The organism is Streptomyces sp. NBC_01275 (assembly GCF_026340655.1).
Taxonomy (GTDB): Bacteria; Actinomycetota; Actinomycetes; order Streptomycetales; family Streptomycetaceae; genus Streptomyces.
The window spans coordinates 66875-85540 of record NZ_JAPEOZ010000001.1; the positions used below are offsets into that span (position 1 = coordinate 66875).

15 protein-coding genes and 1 pseudogene are annotated in these 18666 nt (G+C 71.5%); 5 read left to right on the plus strand and 11 right to left on the minus strand.

Translation table 11 applies throughout. The features are described from left to right. Positions 1–7: 7 nt before the first annotated feature. The gene (locus OG562_RS00240) at positions 8–667 is read right to left on the minus strand and encodes a polysaccharide lyase family 7 protein (RefSeq protein WP_266391915.1); all 660 of its coding nucleotides are present in this window, start codon (positions 665–667) and stop codon (positions 8–10) included. A gap of 163 nt (positions 668–830) precedes the next feature. On the opposite strand from OG562_RS00240, the gene OG562_RS00245 reads away from it, so the two are divergent. The 3 genes from OG562_RS00245 to OG562_RS00255 all read left to right on the plus strand — a co-directional run bounded on the left by OG562_RS00245 (position 831) and on the right by OG562_RS00255 (position 6315). Then, complete coding sequence (locus OG562_RS00245; RefSeq protein ID WP_266391917.1) at positions 831–3140, plus strand: Tat pathway signal sequence domain protein; 2310 nt, start codon at positions 831–833, stop codon at positions 3138–3140. 48 nt (positions 3141–3188) lie between these two features. Then, entirely contained in the window at positions 3189–5078 is a 1890-nt protein-coding gene (locus OG562_RS00250; protein WP_266391921.1) for a glycoside hydrolase family 97 protein, read from the plus strand. 70 nt (positions 5079–5148) lie between these two features. Continuing rightward, positions 5149–6315 carry an alpha-hydroxy-acid oxidizing protein gene (locus OG562_RS00255; protein ID WP_266408914.1) on the plus strand — a complete coding sequence of 389 codons (1167 nt, stop codon included), beginning with the start codon at positions 5149–5151 and terminating at the stop codon, positions 6313–6315. Positions 6316–6360: 45 nt separating this feature from the next. Here the strand turns inward: OG562_RS00255 and OG562_RS00260 are convergent, their stop codons facing one another. After that, positions 6361–7410 carry a hypothetical protein gene (locus OG562_RS00260; protein ID WP_266391924.1) on the minus strand — a complete coding sequence of 350 codons (1050 nt, stop codon included), beginning with the start codon at positions 7408–7410 and terminating at the stop codon, positions 6361–6363. A gap of 94 nt (positions 7411–7504) precedes the next feature. On the opposite strand from OG562_RS00260, the gene OG562_RS00265 reads away from it, so the two are divergent. Beyond that, complete coding sequence (locus OG562_RS00265; protein ID WP_266391928.1) at positions 7505–9955, plus strand: hypothetical protein; 2451 nt, start codon at positions 7505–7507, stop codon at positions 9953–9955. 74 nt (positions 9956–10029) lie between these two features. Here the strand turns inward: OG562_RS00265 and OG562_RS00270 are convergent, their stop codons facing one another. From OG562_RS00270 to OG562_RS00305, 8 genes and pseudogenes are all read right to left on the minus strand, one after another. After that, a complete protein-coding gene (locus OG562_RS00270) occupies positions 10030–10851 on the minus strand; it encodes a hypothetical protein (protein ID WP_266391936.1) in 822 nt (273 codons plus the stop codon). Then, entirely contained in the window at positions 10848–11609 is a 762-nt protein-coding gene (locus OG562_RS00275; protein ID WP_266391939.1) for a PQQ-binding-like beta-propeller repeat protein, read from the minus strand. Before OG562_RS00275 ends, OG562_RS00270 begins: the two co-directional genes overlap by 4 nt. 51 nt (positions 11610–11660) lie before the next feature. Next, the gene (locus OG562_RS00280; RefSeq protein ID WP_266391942.1) at positions 11661–12179 is read right to left on the minus strand and encodes a hypothetical protein; all 519 of its coding nucleotides are present in this window, start codon (positions 12177–12179) and stop codon (positions 11661–11663) included. Between the two features lie 1054 nt (positions 12180–13233). Further along, a pseudogene (locus tag OG562_RS00285) lies at positions 13234–13374 on the minus strand (hypothetical protein); the annotation flags it as partial. Next, positions 13371–13505 (minus strand): hypothetical protein, encoded by a 135-nt coding sequence (locus OG562_RS00290; RefSeq protein WP_266391945.1) that lies wholly within the window; start codon positions 13503–13505, stop codon positions 13371–13373. The pseudogene OG562_RS00285 and the gene OG562_RS00290, both read right to left, overlap by 4 nt. 246 nt (positions 13506–13751) lie before the next feature. Next, positions 13752–15035 carry an MFS transporter gene (locus tag OG562_RS00295; RefSeq protein WP_266391948.1) on the minus strand — a complete coding sequence of 428 codons (1284 nt, stop codon included), beginning with the start codon at positions 15033–15035 and terminating at the stop codon, positions 13752–13754. Between the two features lie 656 nt (positions 15036–15691). Further along, positions 15692–16552 carry an alpha/beta fold hydrolase gene (locus OG562_RS00300; RefSeq protein WP_266391951.1) on the minus strand — a complete coding sequence of 287 codons (861 nt, stop codon included), beginning with the start codon at positions 16550–16552 and terminating at the stop codon, positions 15692–15694. Between the two features lie 77 nt (positions 16553–16629). Further along, entirely contained in the window at positions 16630–17298 is a 669-nt protein-coding gene (locus OG562_RS00305) for a DUF4097 family beta strand repeat-containing protein (RefSeq protein ID WP_266391954.1), read from the minus strand. A gap of 225 nt (positions 17299–17523) precedes the next feature. Here OG562_RS00305 and OG562_RS00310 point away from each other — a divergent pair, with 225 nt between their 5' ends. Next, entirely contained in the window at positions 17524–18312 is a 789-nt protein-coding gene (locus OG562_RS00310; RefSeq protein ID WP_266408917.1) for a GbsR/MarR family transcriptional regulator, read from the plus strand. On the opposite strand, the gene OG562_RS00315 is transcribed toward OG562_RS00310, so the two are convergent. After that, complete coding sequence (locus OG562_RS00315; RefSeq protein WP_266391957.1) at positions 18291–18581, minus strand: DUF6355 family natural product biosynthesis protein; 291 nt, start codon at positions 18579–18581, stop codon at positions 18291–18293. The two genes, OG562_RS00310 and OG562_RS00315, sit on opposite strands and share 22 nt — an antisense overlap. Positions 18582–18666 lie beyond the last annotated feature (85 nt).

Consider the following 18666-nt stretch of genomic DNA (forward strand, 5'->3'; position numbering starts at 1 on the left):
GGTCCGGTCACCGCGTCCAGTAGGCGATGTTGCGGAAGCGGGCCTCGGCGCGACCGGAGCCGTGGTTGTAGACGCCGTTCTTGAAGTAGCGGGTGGCGGGGCCCCGGTCGTCGACCGTCAGGACGAGGGAGTCGTCGAAGTAGACCTTGACGGTCCCGGTCCCGCTGCTCGCCTGGTGGGCGATCTTCACGTTGAACCAGGTGTCGTACGCCCCGGTCTTGAGCACCGTGCCGTCGTAGCGCCGTACGGTGCCGCCGCCCGTGTCGTAGACGTTGAGCATGATGTCGGTGGCCGGGGTGCCCGAGGGGTGGACGGTACGCAGGATCTGGACGAAGGACGCGCCGTCGGTGCCGGCGGGGAGGTAGACGTCCGCGTCCCACATGCGGTCGCCCGTCGTGTAGTCGACCTTCCAGCGCATCTCGGTGCGCGGGTCGGTGGAGCTGCCCTCCTCGAACGGCTCGTCGGTGGCGTACACCCACATGCGGTGGACGCCGCCGCTGTAGCTGTGCCGGTCGCCGAGGTCGAGGTTCCAGGGCTTCTGCCAGCTGTAGGTGAACGACGTCTGCGTCCAGCCGTCGGTCGGGTCGGCGGCCGCCGCCGGCGCCGCCGCCACGGCGCCGCCCGCCAGCAGTCCGGCTCCTGCGCGTAAGACGGTTCTCCGGTTCATCGGGGGTTCCTTTCCAATGGGGAGGGAGTCAGGAACATGACAGCAGGCAACCCCAATACATCGGACGAGTCAAGGACTTGAACCCTTGACATGCCCACGGACGGTACCTACGGTCCCCGATACACCCGATGTATTGATGACCCATCAGGTCTGGAGGACGACGATGACCTCGCACTCGGGGAAGCACTCACCCCTGCCCCGCAGAGCCGTACTCGGCACCGCTCTGGGCGGAGCGGCAACGGCCGCCCTGCCGGGGACGGCCCACGCCGAACCGTCCTTACCGTCGACGGAAAGCGGCCGACGCCCATGGCGACTGCGCGACACCATGACCGCCGACCACGCCTGGGCCGGGTTCCTGCGCGACCAGGACCTCCTGTGGACCAGGCTGCCCGCCCTCTGGCACGAGGGTCCCTTCCTCGGCGACGGACTGCTCGGCAGCATGGTCTACCGGGAGCCGGGCGCCGACCGGATCCGCTTCACCGTCCAGCACGGCCGCGTCCAGGACCACCGGCCGGAGTTCGGCAGCGGCTGGGGCACCTGCCGGCTGCCGGTCGGACACCTCACGCTCGAACCGGTCGGCGCCATCACCGCCGTGGACTGGCGGCTGAGCCTGTGGAACGCCGAACTCACCGGCACGGTCACCACCACCGCCGGCACCCTCGCCCTCGCCGCCCTCGTCCACGACGAGGTCCTGGCCGTCCGCGTCCGGGCCGGCGGCGGCGAACGGGTCGCCTGGACGTTCCACCCCGAGGACGCCGTCAGCCCCCGCCGGATCAGCGAGGCCCCGCCCGCCGGCTACACCGCCAACCCGCCGTGGACCGCGCGGACCGCCGCCGACGGCACCGAGCAGGTGCTCCAGCCCCTCAGCGGCGGCGGCCAGACCGCCACCGCGTACCGTCGCGCCGGCGACACCCTGCTGCTCAGCGTCGGGCACAGCGCGCCCTCCGACACCGCCGCCGAGACCGACTCGCTGCGCAACCTCCGGCGCGCGACGTCGTACGACGCCCTCCGACGACGACACACCCGCTGGTGGCACGCGTTCTACCCGAAGAGCTTCGTCTCGTTCCCCGACCAGCGGCTGCAGAGCTTCCACTGGATCCAGCTCTACAAGGTCGCCTCCGCCAGCCGTGCGGGCGGTCCCGTCATGACCACCTCCGGCCCCTGGCTGGAGCCCACTCCGTGGCCCGCGGTGTGGTGGAACCTCAACGTCCAGCTGGAGTACTGGCTCATCCACGGCTCCAACCACCTGGAACTCGACGCGCTCGCCACCACCCTGCGACAGAACCAGGAACAGCTCATCGCCAACGTGCCAGCCGCCTACCGCGCGGACAGCTCCGGCGTCGGCCGCAGCTCCGACATGTTCGCCGACCGGGAGGTGGGCCGGCCGGGCACCGGCGCCGAGACCGGCGACCTCACCTGGGCGCTGCACAACGTGTGGCTGTCCTACCGGCACTCCATGGACGAGGCGCTGTTGCGCGACACGGTCTTCCCGGTGCTGCGCCGGGCGATCAACTACTACCTGCACTTCCTCACCCCGGGCAGCGACGGCAGACTCCACCTGCCGAGCACCCTCTCGCCCGAGTACCCCGTCGTGCCGCCGCAGGACACCAACTACGACCTGGCGCTCATCCGCTGGGGCTGCCAGACGCTCCTGGAGTCCGCCGAACTCCTCGGCGTCGACGACGAGTCGATCCCGCGCTGGCAGGAAGTGCTGGCCCGGCTCACGCCGTACCCGGTCGACGACAACGGTTTCATGATCGGGGCCGACACCCCGTACGCGCAGTCCCACCGGCACTACTCGCACCTGCTGATGGTGTACCCGCTGTACCTGGTCAACTGGGACCAGCCGGGCAGCCGCGAGCTGATCGAGAAGTCGGTGGTCCGCTGGCACGCGCTGACCGGCGCCCACCGGGGCTACAGCTACACCGGGGCCGCCTCGATCCACGCGATGACCGGCGACGGCGACACCGCGATCGCCTACCTGCGGAAGTTCTTCGACCCCACCACCCGCTATCCCTGCCGGGCCAACACCCACTACACCGAGGCCGGTCCGGTCATCGAGACGCCGTTGTCCGCCTCGCAGTCGCTGCACGACATGTTCTGCCAGAGCTGGGGCGGCGTGATCCGGGTCTTCCCGGCCGTCCCGTCCGACTGGGCGGACGTCACCCTGCACGACTTCCGCACCCAGGGCGCCTTCCTGGTCAGCGCCGTCCGCGAGGCGGGGGCGACCCGGTTCATCCGGATCAGAAGCCTGGCCGGCGAGCCGCTGAAGCTCCGGCACGGCCTCACCGGCGCCCTCACCGTGCTGCTGGACGACGGCACCCCGGCCCGCACCCACGATCTGGGCGACGGCGCCCTCGTCATCGACCTGCCCCGCGGCCGCGAGGTGCTCGTCCACTCAGGCGCCCGGCCCGACCTCGTCATCGCGCCCGTCGCCGTCAGCGAGCCGGGGGCGGCCTGGGGACTGCCGTAGACGACCGTCCGTCCGGATCCCACGACAGGGAGGGTTCTCATGGTTCTCATGGCAGTTCCGATCAGGACCGCGGTCGCCGCGCTCTGCGCCGGGCTGGTGGCCGCGCTCTGCACGACCGCGCCCGCACGGGCCGAGCAGCACCAGCAGGCCTGGGCCGTCTCCGCGGCCGCACACGCACCCCGCGCACGGATATCCCTGGACGACGCCACCGGCACGCTGAGCCTGTCGGTGTCCCGCGGCGGCCGTACGGTCCTCGAGCCGTCGCCCGTCGGCATCGTCACCGAACAGGCCGACCTCTCCCAGGGGTTGCGCTTCCTGCACCGCAAGGACCGCCGGGTCGAGGAGCGTTACCGGACCAGGTCCGGCAAGCGGCTGGAGCGCCGGGCCCGGATGAACGAGACCCGGCTGTCGTTCGCCACCGCCGCCGGCGCCCGGCTCGACCTCGTCGTCCGCGCCTCCGCCGACGGCGTCGCCTACCGCTACGTCCTGCCCGCCGACCACGGCGACGTGCTCGGCGAGACCTCCGCCTTCAACCTGCCGCCGGACGCCACCGCGTGGCTCAGCACCTACCGGGTGGACAACGAGGGCCAGTTCGCCCGGTACACCGCCGCGAGCGCCCCCACCAACGCCTACTCCGACCAGGCGCTCTTCGCCACCCCCGGCGGCTACGCCCTGCTCGCCGAGTCCGACCTCACCGGCTCCTACTCCGGCGCCCGACTCGCCCACACCCAGGGCGCCGGCGCCTACCGGATCCAGCTCGCCGACGACCGGGTCCGCGCCGTCGGCCCCCTGGCCACCCCCTGGCGGGCCCTGGTGACCGGCGACCTCGCCACCGTCACCCGCTCCACCTTCACCGACGACCTCGCCCCCGCCTCCCAGGTCGCCGACCCCTCCTGGATCCGCCCCGGCACCGTGCTGTGGACCTGGCTCGCGGGCGGACGCGCGGCCGGGCAGAGCCTGGCGGCACAGAAGGCGTACGTCGACTACGCCGCCGAGCGACACTGGCCCTATGAGGCCGTCGACGCGGGCTGGTACTTCAAGACCGACGCGTGGGACACCACCGACCCGGACTGGCGGACGAACAGCTGGCTGCCCGAACTCGTCGCGTACGCGCGCGCCAAGGGCGTCGGGATCATCGTCTGGATCCACCAGCGCGACCTCGACACGCCCGAGGAACGCGAGCGGTGGCTGCCCACCCTGGAGCGGTGGGGCGTCAAGGGCGTCAAGATCGACTTCATGAACTCCGAGGCGCAGTCCATGCTCCAGTGGTACGACGCCGTCCTCCCGGAGACCGCCGCCCACCACCTCATGGTCGACTTCCACGGCTCCACGATCCCCAAGGGCGTCCAGCGGACCTGGCCGCAGGTGATGACCCTGGAGGGCGTCGGCGGCGAGGAGAAACGGACCAACACCGCCGCCCACCTCACCACCCTGCCCTTCACCCGCAATGTCATCGGCTCCATGGACTTCACCCCCGGCGGCTTCCAGAGGGTGGGCCAGCGTCCCGACTCCGACGCTGCGGAGGTCGGCCTCACCGTCGCCTACGAGTCGGGCCTGCAGATGTTCGCGGGCACCCCCGAGTCGTACGACGTCCGGCCGCTCGCCCGCGCCTTCCTCGACCAGGTCCCCGCGGCCTGGGACGACACCCGGCTGCTCGCCGGACAGCCCGGGCAGGAGGCGGTGCTCGCCCGCCGCAGCGGCGACCGCTGGTTCCTGGGCGGGGTGTACGCCGGCGCGGCGCGTACCGCACGGGTTCCGCTGTCCCTCGCTCCCGGACGCTGGCTGGTGGAGACCGTCCGGGACGGCGCCGACGGCCTGGTCCAGGACCGGCGGATCCTGCGCGGCGGCGACGCACTCACCGTCGACGTCGTCGCCGACGGCGGCTTCGCCGCCCTCGCCTGCCCCTGGCGACCGGGCGTCACGACCTGCTACCGCTGACCGCGCCGAGGTCCACGAGGCACACTCGGGTCACTACCTGAGTGGAAGGGAACAGCGCATGGGACAGGTCATGGGACAGCCGTTCGGCGCCTACCAGAACGAGATCTACCTCAACGGGCTGGGCGGCGTCGTGCCGCGGTACCCGATGGGCTTCGCGGAGCTGGAGGAGCGGGCGCAGTCGGCGCTGCCTGTCTCGGTGTGGTCGTATGTCGCGGGCGGGGCGGGCGACGAGCGGACCCAGCGGGCGAACGTGGCCGCGTTCGACCGCTGGGGGCTCGTGCCCCGGATGTTCGTCGGCGCGGCCGAGCGCGACCTGTCCGTCGACCTGTTCGGGATGCGGCTGTCCTCGCCGGTGTTCATGGCGCCGGTCGGCGTCATCGGGCTGTGCGCCCAGGACGGGCACGGCGACCTGGCGACCGCGCGGGCCGCCGCGCGCACCGGTGTGCCGATGGTCGCCTCCACGCTCTCCGTCGACCCGCTGGAGCAGGTCGCCGCCGAGTTCGGGGACACCCCGGGCCTCTTCCAGCTCTACACCCCCACCGACCGGGAGCTCGCCGCGAGCCTCGTCCACCGCGCCGGACAAGCCGGTTACCGGGGCGTCGTGGTCACCCTGGACACCTGGGTCACCGGCTGGCGTCCCCGCGACCTGGCCACCGCCAACTTCCCCCAGCTGCGCGGCCACTGCCTGGCCAACTACACCGCCGACCCCGTCTTCCGCGCCCTCCTCCCCCGCACACCGGAGGAGGACCCGCAGGCCGCGGTCCTCCTGTGGACCCAGCTCTTCGGCAACCCCCTCACCTGGGACGACCTGCCCTGGCTGCGCTCCCTCACCGACCTGCCCCTGATCGTCAAGGGCCTCTGCCATCCCGAGGACGTGCGCCGGGCCAAGGACGCGGGCGTGGACGGCGTCTACTGCTCCAACCACGGCGGCAGGCAGGCCAACGGCGGGCTTCCCGCCCTCGACGCCCTGCCCGACGTCGTCGAGGCCGCCGACGGTCTGCCGGTCCTGTTCGACTCCGGCGTCCGCACCGGCGCCGACGTCGTCAAGGCCCTCGCCCTGGGCGCCACCGCCGTCGGCGTCGGCCGCCCCTACGCCTACGGCCTCGCCCTCGGCGGAACCGACGGCATCGTCCACGTCCTGCGCTCGCTCCTCGCCGAAGCCGACCTGATCATGGCCGTCGACGGCTATCCCGCTCTCTCCGACCTCACCCCGGAGGCCCTCCGACGCGTCGTATGACGACGCCCCTCAGCCGAGGGCACTCCTCGGCCGCCGGCACACCCTTCAGGGGCGGATCTGCAACACGTCCTCGTCGTGGGGATCGACCGTCACCCGGTAGCCGGCGGCCGCCAGGGCCTCGGCGTATCGGGCCAACTCCGCGGCGGGGTCGAGTACTTGTAGCGCGCCGGGCGCGTTCGGCTCGCCGCCCCCGTCGCCTCCACCACCCTCATCACCCTCATCACCCTCGTCTGCCTCGTCGGCCTCGCAGAAGTACACCTCGACGGGTCCGTCGGCCTCGCCCGCGTGGACGACGAACCCGTCGTCCCAGGGGTCGTGTTCCTGGCACCGGGCCAGGCGCAGCACGTCGCGTATCGCCTCGGCGGGGTCCTCGGGCGCGCCGGGGCCGGTCCGCGGTGGGCCGGGCGGGCGCAGCAGGGAGCGGCCGGCCTCCATCGCCCTGAGGATCTTCCGGCTGTCGAGGTCCCAGAAGTCGGGGTCCAGGGCGCGCAGGGCCCGGGTCGAGCGGGCTCCGACGCCCGACAGGATCCGTCCCTCCAGGTCGCAGACGTACCCTGCCCAGCCGTTGACCTGTGTCGTCGCCGGGTCCACGATCCTGAGGAAGTTTCCCGCGATGCCGAGTTCGGCGTGCAGGCGGCCGTGGAACTCGGTCAGATGCTCCTGGGTGAGCACGACCTCGGCGCGGGTGTCGCCCCTGATGACGGTGTGGCCGTGGTTGTAGACGCCGGCGACGGTCTGGGTCACGTGCAGATCGCCCTGGACCAGGACCTCGCTGCCCGCGGTGGCGAGGTTCTTCGCCCGCAGGTCGCCCCGCACCAGGAGGAACGGGCCGAAGTCCCACTCCCAGTTGGTGACCCAGTCGGTGACGGCGAGGTCGCCGTCGACGACGACGCCCACGAACATGTCCGGGTGCGTCTTCGTCAGCCCGGACCAGGAGTCGAGGTGGGAGAAGTCGAGCGGCAGGTTCTCCAGGGCGGTGTCGCCGGTGAACACGACGACTTCCGCGTCGTCGTCCTGCTTGCCGAGGTGGAACAGCGACCGGAGTGCGAAGCGTTCGTCGGCCTCGTGCAAGGGGACGGCTCTGACGTGCTGCACGTGGGGGCTCCTCTCGACTGTGCGGCGCAGCCTACGGCCACCCCCGGACCGTGGGCCGGGGCGGCTGTCAGTGGCGGCCGTTAGCATCCGGATCATGAGTGCAGAGATCTCGCCGGCGGGCTACCGCGTCATCACCGTCGCCGAGGCGGAGGAGCGGTTCGGCGTCTCCGTCGACGTCAGTCATCCGTACCAGGACTTCGCCGACGAGCAGGAGATACGGCTCTATGAGGGCGGTCTGGGCGTCACGGGCGGTCTGGAGGCGGCGCCCGACGGCGACTGGGTGCCGTACAACACGATCGTGGACGGTGACCTGACCGTCGGCGGCGATCTGGAGTGGTGGGACTCGGCGAGCGGCAACTTCCTGCTCGTCACCGGCGATCTGCGGGCCCGCCATGTGCTGCTGTCCGGCTGTCCGGACGTGGTCGTCCGGGGGAATCTGACGGCGTCCGGCACCGTCCAGGGCAGCTACGGCGACGACGGCGGATGCCTGACCGTCGGCGGCCGCACCCACGCCCAGAGCGTCATCAGCACCCTGTACTTCATCATGCACTTCGCCGAGCAGCCGGACGCGCTGCTCATCACCGGCTCCCACAGCGTCAACTGCCCGGTCGACTTCACCGACGACGAACTCGACGAACTCGTCCTGCCCGAACTCCTCGACAAGGACGGCACCGCGGACGCACGCGGCATCAGCGCCGCCCTCCGTGCGGGACAGCCGGTTCTGCGCCCCGGCATCCGGCCCAGCCATCTGCTCGCGCTGGACGAACTCGACGCGCTGCTGCCGCGCGCCGAGGAGATCACCGAGCTCGACCTGTCCGACCGCAAGCTGCGCCGACTCCCCGAGCAGCTCTACGCCTTCGTCAACCTGCGGGTCCTCTCCCTCGCCGACAACAAGGCCATCGGCAGCCTGGACGAGCGCATCGGCGAACTGACCGCCCTGGAAGAGCTGAACGTCTCCGGGCTGTCGCTCACCGCCCTGCCGGAGAGCATCGGCCGACTGCGCGAGCTGCGCGTCCTGGACGTCTCCCGCAATGAACTCGAGGCGCTGCCCGAGCAGATCGGCGACCTTCCCCGGCTGGAGGTGCTGCGGGCCGCCCGGCTGAGCTGCCCGGTCCCCGACGCCGTCGCCCGGCTGAGCACCCTGCGCGAGCTGGACCTGTCGAACCTGCAACCGGGCGAGTACGACTCCCTGGTCCCGTTTCCGCGGGCGGTGCCCCGGCTGTCGGCCCTGCGCCGCCTCGACCTCTCGCATGTGTTCCTGGAGACGCTCCCCGACGACCTGCTCGCCCTGACCACCCTGGAGGAACTGGACCTGCGCGGCTCGCTCTCCGGCCTGCTGCCCCGGCTGCCCGACCTGGCCCGGCTGCCCCGGCTGCGGGTCCTGCGTCTGAACGGCAACACGCCCTGGTCCTTCCAGCCCGAGCCCGATCGCGAACTGCTCTCCGGCGTCTGGGACATCACCACGCTGGAACACCTGGAGATCGACCGCTGGGGCGAGCGCACCGCGGGCGGCGAGATTCTGCGCACCGCCTTCACCGAGCTGCCCGAGGACGCGTTCGCCCGCATGCCCGGGCTGCGGCGGCTCGACCTGTCCTTCAACGAGCTGACCACCCTGCCCGAGTCCCTCTTCCGGCTCCGCGCACTCGAGGCGCTCGACCTGCGGTACACCGCCCTCGACAAGCCGACCGCCGACCGGGTGCGCGCCGTGTTCCCGCACGTCCGGCCGGACCTGCGCGAGGCCGACGACTGGACGTCGTCCCTGACCCAGGCCTTCGGCGTCCTCCTGGGCCGTCCCCTGGCGGACTACGACTCCGCCGCGGGCTACGGGGTCTACTACGGAGGCAACTGGCTGGAGGAGACCGAGTTGAACCGGGATCCCGCATGGCTGGCCCCCGCCGCGCTCACCGGCCGGGAGACGGTCACCCTGGACGACCTCATGCTGCTCGACGCGGTGGGCTTCCCGGCGTTGCGGTTCGACGCGAGCCGGTCGCTGTTCGAGGTCGACGCGACGGAGCTTCCCCCCGCCTTCGCCGAGGACCTGGCCGCGGCGAGTCTCCCCTCCTTCGTGCCTCACATCGTCCGGGGCGACGCGCTCGCCCGGCTGCTGGAGCGGCACGACCTCGGTCCCAGCGCCTCGCAGCTGCCGGAGGAGAGCTGGTCCGTCTGGCAGGCGCGGATAGCCTCCGACGGCACGCTCCTCGACGCCCTGAGGGTCGCGACGGGCATCGGCCGGGGCCCGGACAGCCTCGTCCCCTACACCAAGCCGTACGTCTGGGAGACGGGCACCGAGGCGGACGCGGACGCGGCGATCGCAGGCGTGCACGACACCCGACTCCGCGCCCACCTGCGCACGTTCGCCGAACCCGGCTCCGACACCCTCGACCACCAGGCCCGCCAGACGAAGAACGGGGACTGGAGCGGCTGGCAGGGCGAGGAATGGGAGAAGGTCGGCTCCCTGGTGACCCAGTGGCTCGGAGCCGTCGACCAGTACACGATCTCGGTCGTCCGCCTCGACGCCCCGTCCGGGGACGGCCCCGGAGCCTGACCGCCCGCCTCCGTGGCCACTGGACGTCGTACGACGATGAGGTGTGCGGAGGTCGTAAGACCCCCGTCACCCCGTCACCCCGTCGGCCGGGGCGGCGGCAGGTCCGTCTCCGTGCGGCCCAGCACGAGCTGGTCGAACAGCGCGCCGCCGCCGACCGTGCGCAGGCCCAGGCCTCGCAGCGGCGGCGGGTTGCCGTGGGTGAGGGTCCACAGGTCGAGCCGGACGAGTGACCACTGGCCCGGCAGCGTGCTCTCCCGGTGCTCGGCGGCCGTCGATTCCGGCGGCCAGGAGACCTCGCCGGCGGACACCGCGATCGCCGATCCGTTCCAGGGGTGGCCGATCTGCAGGGACATGCCCGTGCAGCCTTCGAGGGCCTTCCAGGCGAACTGCAGCCACCGGTACTCCCCCGGCGCGGCCGGGTTCTCCACCACCTTGAAGTCCCAGTCCGGCACGGCGTGTCCGAAGGGTGGGAGGTACTCGGGGAAGGAGTCGCCGGCGAAGGCCATCTCCACGCACACCGCGCCCGAGTAGGCCCCGCCGCGCCGGTACCCGAAGGGCTTGGAGCCGCGGAACATCGAGCGCAGGGCGTCCTCGTCCTCGTCGAAGAGCACCGCGAGCCCGTTGTCCGCCCGCACGTCCGGGTGCGAGTTGCCCAGGTTCCGGCCGTGGAGGACCAGTTCGCCGAGCCGGATGTTCCCCGACGGCCAGCCGTCGCCGCCCGTGGTGGCGAACCGGAACCGGCGCGCCTCGACCGCGGGGAACCGGTGGGTGTGCACGGCCTCGTCCGACAGCAGCAGCGGACCGTCGCGCCAGGTCCGGGCCGTGGGGTCCCAGGACTGGAGCCGTACGTCCCGCAGCCAGGACTCCGGATGCGCCGGGTCCTCGGCGAACGTCACGCCGTCCACCGACAGCCAGCTGCGGAAGGCGTCGAGGTGGACGTACAGCCCGTTCTGCCAGCCGCTGTCGATCGCGCCGATCTGGGGCCACTCCAGCCAGGGACCGTCCGGTGCGGTCCCGTCGCCGTCGTACAGCAGCGGATACGGGGGGCGTACGCCCGGTCCAGGCGGGTGATCCGGCCCATCCAGGTGGCCACCAGCAGGTCCCCGCCGAGCAGCAACTTCGGGGCCGGGAGTGCGCCCATGTCCCGTTCGAGGAGGATCTCGCCCGTGGACGACAGGACGGTGAGGGCGCCCAGTTCGCTGCCGACGGCGATACGCGGGGCGAAGCCGGCGGAGTCGACGCACGGGCGGCGCAGGGCGTCGTCGCCGGTGTACGTCCACAGCAGACCGCCGGCCGCGTCGAAGGCGCGCAGCTGTCGCCCCTGGGTGACGACGATCAGCCGGCCGTCGGCGGAGACGGCGAGTTCCTCGGCGCGGGTGGCGAGGGTGTTGACCAGCCGCCCGCCACGGATCACGAAGACCCGGCCGGCGAGGGTGTCCGACCAGAGGACCACCGTGTCGTGGTCGTCGGCGGCGACCCCGCCGAGCAGGCTCCCGCTGTCGGCGACGGTGATCTCCCAGCGCACCGCGCCCCGGTCGGCGAAGTACGCCGTCACGCGCCGCCCGCCGAACTCCACGAGGGTCTGGGCGTCGGGGCTCAGCAGGCGTGCGGGCTCCCTGCGGCCGTCGGTCCAGCGGTCCCGGGACCAGCGCACGGTGCCGTCCCTGTTCCACACGACCAGGCCGAGGTCTCCGCAGGCGGCCGCTCAGGTGCGGTCGCGGGCCACGGCGAAGGAGTCGATCGCGGTGTCCTTGCTCCAGTCCGCCGAGGCCCAGTCGGTGGCGCGCTTGGGCAGCCCGTAGGCGGCGAAGCGGCGCTCGGGCCGGCCGTGCTGGTCCAGGAGGTAGAGGTGGTGGCCCTCGGCAGTGGAGACGTCGTAGCCCTGTGCGGTGAATCCGTCGGGCCGCCAGGCGGGGGCGAAGGCGAAGAAATGGCCGAGCCTGGTGCGCCAGCCGGTCGCGCCGGTGGCCAGGTCGACGCCGTAGAGGTTGTGGTCCCAGCCGAGGACGTTGAGGACGGCCGTGTCGCCCCGCTCGGAGACGGCGAGGTCGCGTACGCGCGGGCCGAACAGGCTCTCCAGCGGCGGCTGGGAAGGCTGCGGGAGCGGCAGGTCGGCGGCGGGGCCGATGGCGTAGAGCCGGGCGGGGGCGGTGCGCAGGTCCGCGGTGATCCGTCCGTCCACGGTCGGCACGGGGTTGTCGGCGAACAGGTCAGCGGCCGCCACCAGGTCCGCAGCCGAGGGGCGCTCGGCCGACGGCCCGCCTCGTGGGCGATGGTCAGCGGCACAGGCGCTCCCGCCGTCCAGACCTCCGAAGGGGCCTCGACGGTCAGAAGCTCGATGTCGGCGGACACGGCACGCTCGAAGGCCAGGGTGGTCTTGTCGAACTGCCGGTAGACCTCGAACAGCGTCCGCGGATCCTTGCGGCGCACCAGGATCCGGTCGCCCAGGACGCGCAGGTCGGTGATCTCGGCGGCGGCGCCTCCCGGGGCGAAGCCCAGGAGACCGATCGGGCGCTGTCCGCCGAGGTCGTAGACGGCGACCGAGTCGGCGCCGGCGACGTGGACGTACAGTCGTCCGCTGTCGGTGACGTCGAAGGAGCTCGCGTACGGTCCGGTCGGGACCGTTCCTCCCAGGCTCCAGCGGACCGCGCCGTCGAAGGAGCAGACGCGGATGCCGCCCTTGGTCCAGGCGGTGACGAGGAGTCGCAGGGGCTCGCAGACCCGCAGGCTCACCAGATTGCCCTTGACCGCCAGATCGGTCAGGGCGAGCGAGTGGACGGCCAGCCGCGCCCCGGAGGGGCTGATGCGCACCACCCTGGAACGGAACTGGTCGACGGCGTAGAAGTCGCCGGACGCGCCGGCGGTCACATCGGAGGGCGCGTACCAGGTGGTGTCGTCGTCGGCCAGGAAGTCGCCGACCTGAGCCAGGGGTGCGAACTCCTTGTCCCACAGGGCGACCCGGCGGGAGAAATGCGCTTCTGCGGTGGCGACGACTCCGCAGGCGTTGGCGGCGATCGAGACGACCGGATAGCCGACGGTGCCCGAGCGCATGTCCGCGCCTTCCGGGGTCAGTCGGATCGCCTGCCCACTGGGGCCGCCGCTGGACAGATAGACGAGCCCGTCGCGACCGACGCCCATTCTCGCGGTGGCCCGGGCCTGCGAAAAGCCGATGTGCCTTCGACAGGATGCCAGTCTCCGGCGATGTCCCGCCAGATAGGGAATTACTCAAACATGTGCCGTGAAATTAATTCATATGATGATTTCAGCCTCGGGTGTCGTCAGGAGACCCGGAACCGCAGTCGGCAGACGACCGCGTCGGTGTCCCGGCGGACGGCGTGGGCGACCAGCGCGCCCCGCTGGTTGTGCAGCAGCCGCTGCCAGAGCCGTTCCGGCTCGACCTCGGGGATGAGCACGGTCACACCGACGCCATGGCTTCCAGGGACAGCGCGGCGAGCCCGGTGACCGCGGTCAGCCGATGGCGTTCGCCGGTGTCCGGCGGCTCCTCGTCGGCCGGGGTCGCACCCCCGGGTTCGACGGTCTGGACAGACATGGAATCCGTGCTCCTTCACGCAAGGGCCCGCGCACGCGGGGAGGCGGTACGCGGGTAGGCCCAGGTTGGGTCCCGCGCGCACCGCTTTCGACCCCTCCTTGCGCGTTCTTCGCGCCCGAGCCCCGGAGCTGGACGCGCTCTTGACGCCTGCGCGACCCGTACGGCCCCTACGGCCTCTGCTCATTCACGCGCTGTCCGGACGGCGGGAGAGGCCCGGCGGGAGAGCCCCCGCGGGTCTCCGGCGCCTCATGCCTCGATCGCCTTGGGCTTGCCGGAGACGCCGAGGGCCGGGTCGTTGCGCAGGCTCAGGAAGGCCAGGCCGAGGGCGAGCGCCTGGAGCACGCCGCACACCGCGACCGCATGCGCCAGGTAGGACGGCGGAGTGAGCGCCACCACGATCCCGGCCACGGGGAAGGGCAGCAGCAGGATCAGGATCGTCAGGGACATGGTGGCCCCGAAGACCGCCGGCGGAATCACATGGGAGCGGACCGTGCGCAGCACGATGGTCAGTCCCCCGTCACCGGCCATGAACAGCGCCATGAGGACGACATAGGAGAAGTAGCTCGGCGCCTGGGTCAGGGCGAGACAGGCCGCGGACGCGACGCAGGAGCAGACGACTCCCACTCCCCACAGGCCCAGCCGGTCGAGCGCGAAGCGACAGGCGGCCACCGTGAGGAGCGTGGAGGCGGCGGCGACCGACCAGAGGGTGCCGACGGCCGCGGTGGACAGGCCGAAGCGCTCGACGACGACGATCGGGCTGGTGGACTGCAGCAGGGCGAGGGCCAGGTTCGAGACGGCCAGTCCCGCGACGAGCCGGCCCAGCGCGGGCAGCGACAGCAGGGTGCGCCACCCCGTCGCCATTCCGGTCTCCGCGCGCTTCCCGCCGCACCGCGTCGAACGCAGCGGAGTGGGCGGAGTCTGCAGCGCCAGGACGGCCGCCAGCAGGGACAGCACGCTCAGGGCGGCGAGCATGCGGCTCGGGCCGATGAGGAGCAGCAGACCGCCCAGAGCGGGCCCGACCAGGGTGGCGGTCTGGTCGATGGCGATCAGCACGGACTGGACCCGGTGCGCCTTCGTGTCCTGCCGTCGGCTGACGATCCCGCCCAGGGCCTCGTTCGCGACGAAGCTGAACTGCGTCAGCGTTCCCGTGGCGGCGGCCACCACCAGGACGGTGACCGTCTCCCCCGTGCCAGGACCGAGCAGGACGAGTGCCACGCCGGCGGCTCCGACGAGTACCCCTCGCCCCAGGGAGGCGAGGAAGAACACGATGGCGGCCCCGCGCCGGTCGACGAGGTCGCCGGCCACCCCGAAGGCCGCCACCCGGGGGATCCATTCCAACGCGAAGGCCAGGCCCGTCAGCCGTGCCGACCCCGTGGTGGCCAGCACGAGCAGCGGCATCGCGTAGGTCGTCATGGAGAAGGCGAGCGCGTCGAAGGCACGCGGCGCGTAGATCCGCCGGAAGAGCGTGCCCGGGGGAACGGCTGCATGGCGGCCGGCCGGTGGGCGGTCGCTGTGAAGAGAGATGGCCACTGGCGGTAAGCACTTCCATTGCGGGTGCGGAGCAGGGCGGGGGCAAAGTGCTGGAGAAGCAGGGGAAGCAGGGGAAGCAGAGAAAGCAGGGGAGAGAGGTGCGGGAGGGTGCAGGAGGTGCAGGGGGGGTGCGGCTGCGGCCCGGCCGTGCGGCATGAGGACATGACGGTGAGCACCGACATCGCCTCATCGGCAGGGGAAACGCTTTCGAGCACGCCCACGGAACACGGAAGGGGGCGCAAGCGCGTCACATACGGACGTCGCCGTCCCGCATCCGGAAAGACGCATGGGTCGTCGCAGCGCTCGTCCGAGGCACGAGGCGATGTCCGGTCACACGAACTCCGCTCAGATATGGGGGGTTCAGAGATGGGGGGTGGTGAGGCAGGCGCGCATGGCCGATGGCACCGGCCTTGGGCGAACGCTCCGCAGAGGTAAGGCAGTTCACCCTGTTGAGTCGTCAACCACAGCGCGGACACAAGATAGCCCACGATCCGGATCAACCCTAGAGGGGGTCGTCACCTGAGCGACTTCCTTCACAACTGACCTCACCGGAGGACCTGGCAGGCGTGGTCTTCGCCCTGGAAACGCACGGTTGCCCGCCCGGGGCGGGCGGGCAACCGTGCAAGTCCTTCCGGTGAACGGCCCGTTCGGCGTCCTCAGTCGGGCAGTCCTCGAACGAACTCGGCGACCAGCGTCGCCACCGCTTCCGGAGTCTCCACGTGCATGGGGTGGGTGGCGTCGATCCTGTCGACGCTGAGCGTCGGCCGGGTGCGGGAGAGCGCGGCCAGTTCGTCGGAGACCTCTTGTGCGAACCGGGTGCTGAACTCGGCGAACCACTCCATGCCGGGCGCAGGCGGTACCCGTCGGCCGGCCTGCACCACCAGCAGCGGGCAGACGACCCGGTCCAGCCATGCGGTGACACCGAGCGCACCGAGCCTGTGGAGTTCGTCGAGGATCCCCAGCGCCTCCGCCCGTTCCGGCAGCGTCTGCCACCGGCCGTCGGGCAACCGGCGGGCGGCCGCGCGGGCAGCGGCCTCCGCACGGTCGGCGGGAATCCCGAGCCGGGCGGAGTTGACGACCTGCTTCTCGATGTACTCGGGCGGCGCGATGGTCCCGGCCGACGCCAGCAGCCACTCACTCAGCCGGTCGGCGCCGGCGTACTCGGGTCCCCACCAGAAGCCGTCGAGATTCACGGCGGCACGGGCCCGGGCACGGTCCGGGTTCGCCCGGGCGTACTCGACCGCGACCAGCCCGCCGAGGGAATGGCCCACCACAACGGCCTCCGGCACGCCATGCGCGTCGAGCGTGTCCGCGATATTCCGCACCACGGCGGGGATGGTCCAGGGAGAGATGCCGGGAGAGCCGCCGTGCCCGGGAAGATCGACGGCGAGGACGCGATGCCCGGCGGCGAGCAGGGCGGCCGAGGATTCCCAGTCGGCGAGCGACCGTGCGTAACCGTGCAGGAGAACCAGTTGCGGGCCATCGCCCCCATAGTCATGAGCATGTAAGAGCGCCATAGGGGCTTCACTGTAGGGGACATACAACATTTCGAGCACCGGATTACGCCCCCGCTCTCCCATCGCTCCGGGTTCCCTCAGAGGCTGCGGGCGGTGATGTCGCCGTAGGCGGTGGTCGCGTGGATGTTCAGGTCGGCGGCGCCGTCGGCGTTCTTGAGCGCGTTGTGGATCCGGCCGTAGCCGGTGCCGGCGTCGAGGGAGGCGGAGACTCCGCGGGCGGCGCCCACCGACACCTCGCCGGACTCGGTGCGCAGCACGACCGTGCCGCGCACGGCCTCGGCGATGCGGAGGTCGCCCTTTTGGGTGCTGATCTCCCCGGGTCCGCCCAGGCGGCCGACCGAGACGTCGCCGGCGAGGAGGGCGAGGCGGGCGCTCGCGGCCTCGTCGAGCTTGACCGAGCCCTGCGCGCCCTCGAAGGCGACCTCGCCGAGCCGTCCGACGCCCCGGAAGTCGGCGTCGGCCGCCTTCGCCTCGACGCGGGAGCCGGCAGGCAGCTGGACGGTCACCTCGACGGATCCGGAAGCGCCGAGGATCCGGTTCTTCGCCGGTGCGGCCTCGATCCGCAGGACGCCGTCGTCGTACGCGACGGTGGTCTGCTCCGCCGCCTTCACGTCGCGGCTCTTCGAGGCGTCCGCGGGCAGGATCTCGACCGTGGTGTCGGCCCGGTCGGCGGCGATGAACCGGATGCGTCCCGCGGGGATGTCGAGTACGGCGGAGACGGGGGTGGGGGTGTCGAACTTCTGCATCGTGCGCTCCTTCGAACCGTTGTTTCTGACACCGGAAACGCTACGTTGCATTCATAGATCTGGCAACATATCCGTTGCGAAGAATCATCATCATTGCAGGTCAAAGCCAAGAAACCGTTGCAATGGCTTTGACTCTAACGCAACAACAGTCATCTCGTTCGTTGCAATGAATGAAGAGTGAACGCTATACTCGAGGGCACCGAGGAAGCACGGAAGGAGATCGCGATGCCGGGAGGCAGGCTCACCCAGCAGGAACGCCAACAGATCGCGCTGGGGCTGGCCGACGAGCTCGCCTACGCGGAGATCGCCAGACGTCTCGACCGCCCCACCTCGACGATCACGCGTGAGGTGATGCGGAACGGCGGCCCCACCGCCTACCGTGCCGACCTGGCCCATCGCGCCACCGAACGCCGCACCCACCGGCGCAGAGAGGCCGCGCCCCGTGGGCCGGAGGCTCCCCCGCAGGCCCACGGACGCGACGCCGAGGCGGTGCGCGAGTACGAGGAGACGTTCACCGCCGTCTTCATGCAGACGGGCCTGCCCAAGATGACGTCCCGGGTGCTGGTGTCCCTCTACACCACCGACGCTGGCAGCCTCACCGCGTCCGAGCTCGTCCAGCGCCTCCAGGTCAGCCCGGCGTCCGTCTCCAAAGCCATCACGTTCCTCGAGAGCCAGGGCCTCATCCGCCGGGAACGGGACGAACGCCGCCGCGAGCGCTACGTCGTCGACGACGACGTCTGGTACCAGGGGATGATCGCCAGCGCCCGGTCCCACGCCCAACTCGTCGAGACCGCGCGGCAGGGCGTCAGCGTCCTCGGGCCCGACACACCGGCCGCTGCCCGCCTGGAGAACATCGCCCGCTTCGTCGACTTCGTCGGCGAGAGCATCATCCGCGCCGCGGAGCAGGCCCGCGAGGTCCTCTACACAAAAGCCGAGACGACCCCGCGCGGCCCGGCCGAGCCGCCTTCGCCGGGCTCGAACCAGGTGTCCTCTCAGCAGGTGCGGCCTACGTAGTAAGCCCCCTGGATCTTGCTCGCGGAGCCCAGCCAGGTCGTCCCGGGTCCGACGCACCGCTCGTAGTCGGGCGCCAGGGCGACTTCCACCTTGATGACCACCCGGGAGCCGTCGGAGGTGCAGTGGTTGTAGTAGGCGTCGGAACTCGTCTCGTAGAAGCCGCACGGGTCGGCGGCCGAGGGGGTCGCGGTGGCGGTCACCGTGCTCACCGAGGTGAGCGCGAGCAGGACACCACCGAGGGCACAGGTCAGCGAACGACGAACACGCACAGCACAACTCCTTGTCGATCTGCGGAAATCCCTCCCAGAGTCGTCGCGTCCCTGTCCCGCCGATGATCGAATCTCGCGCCGTTCA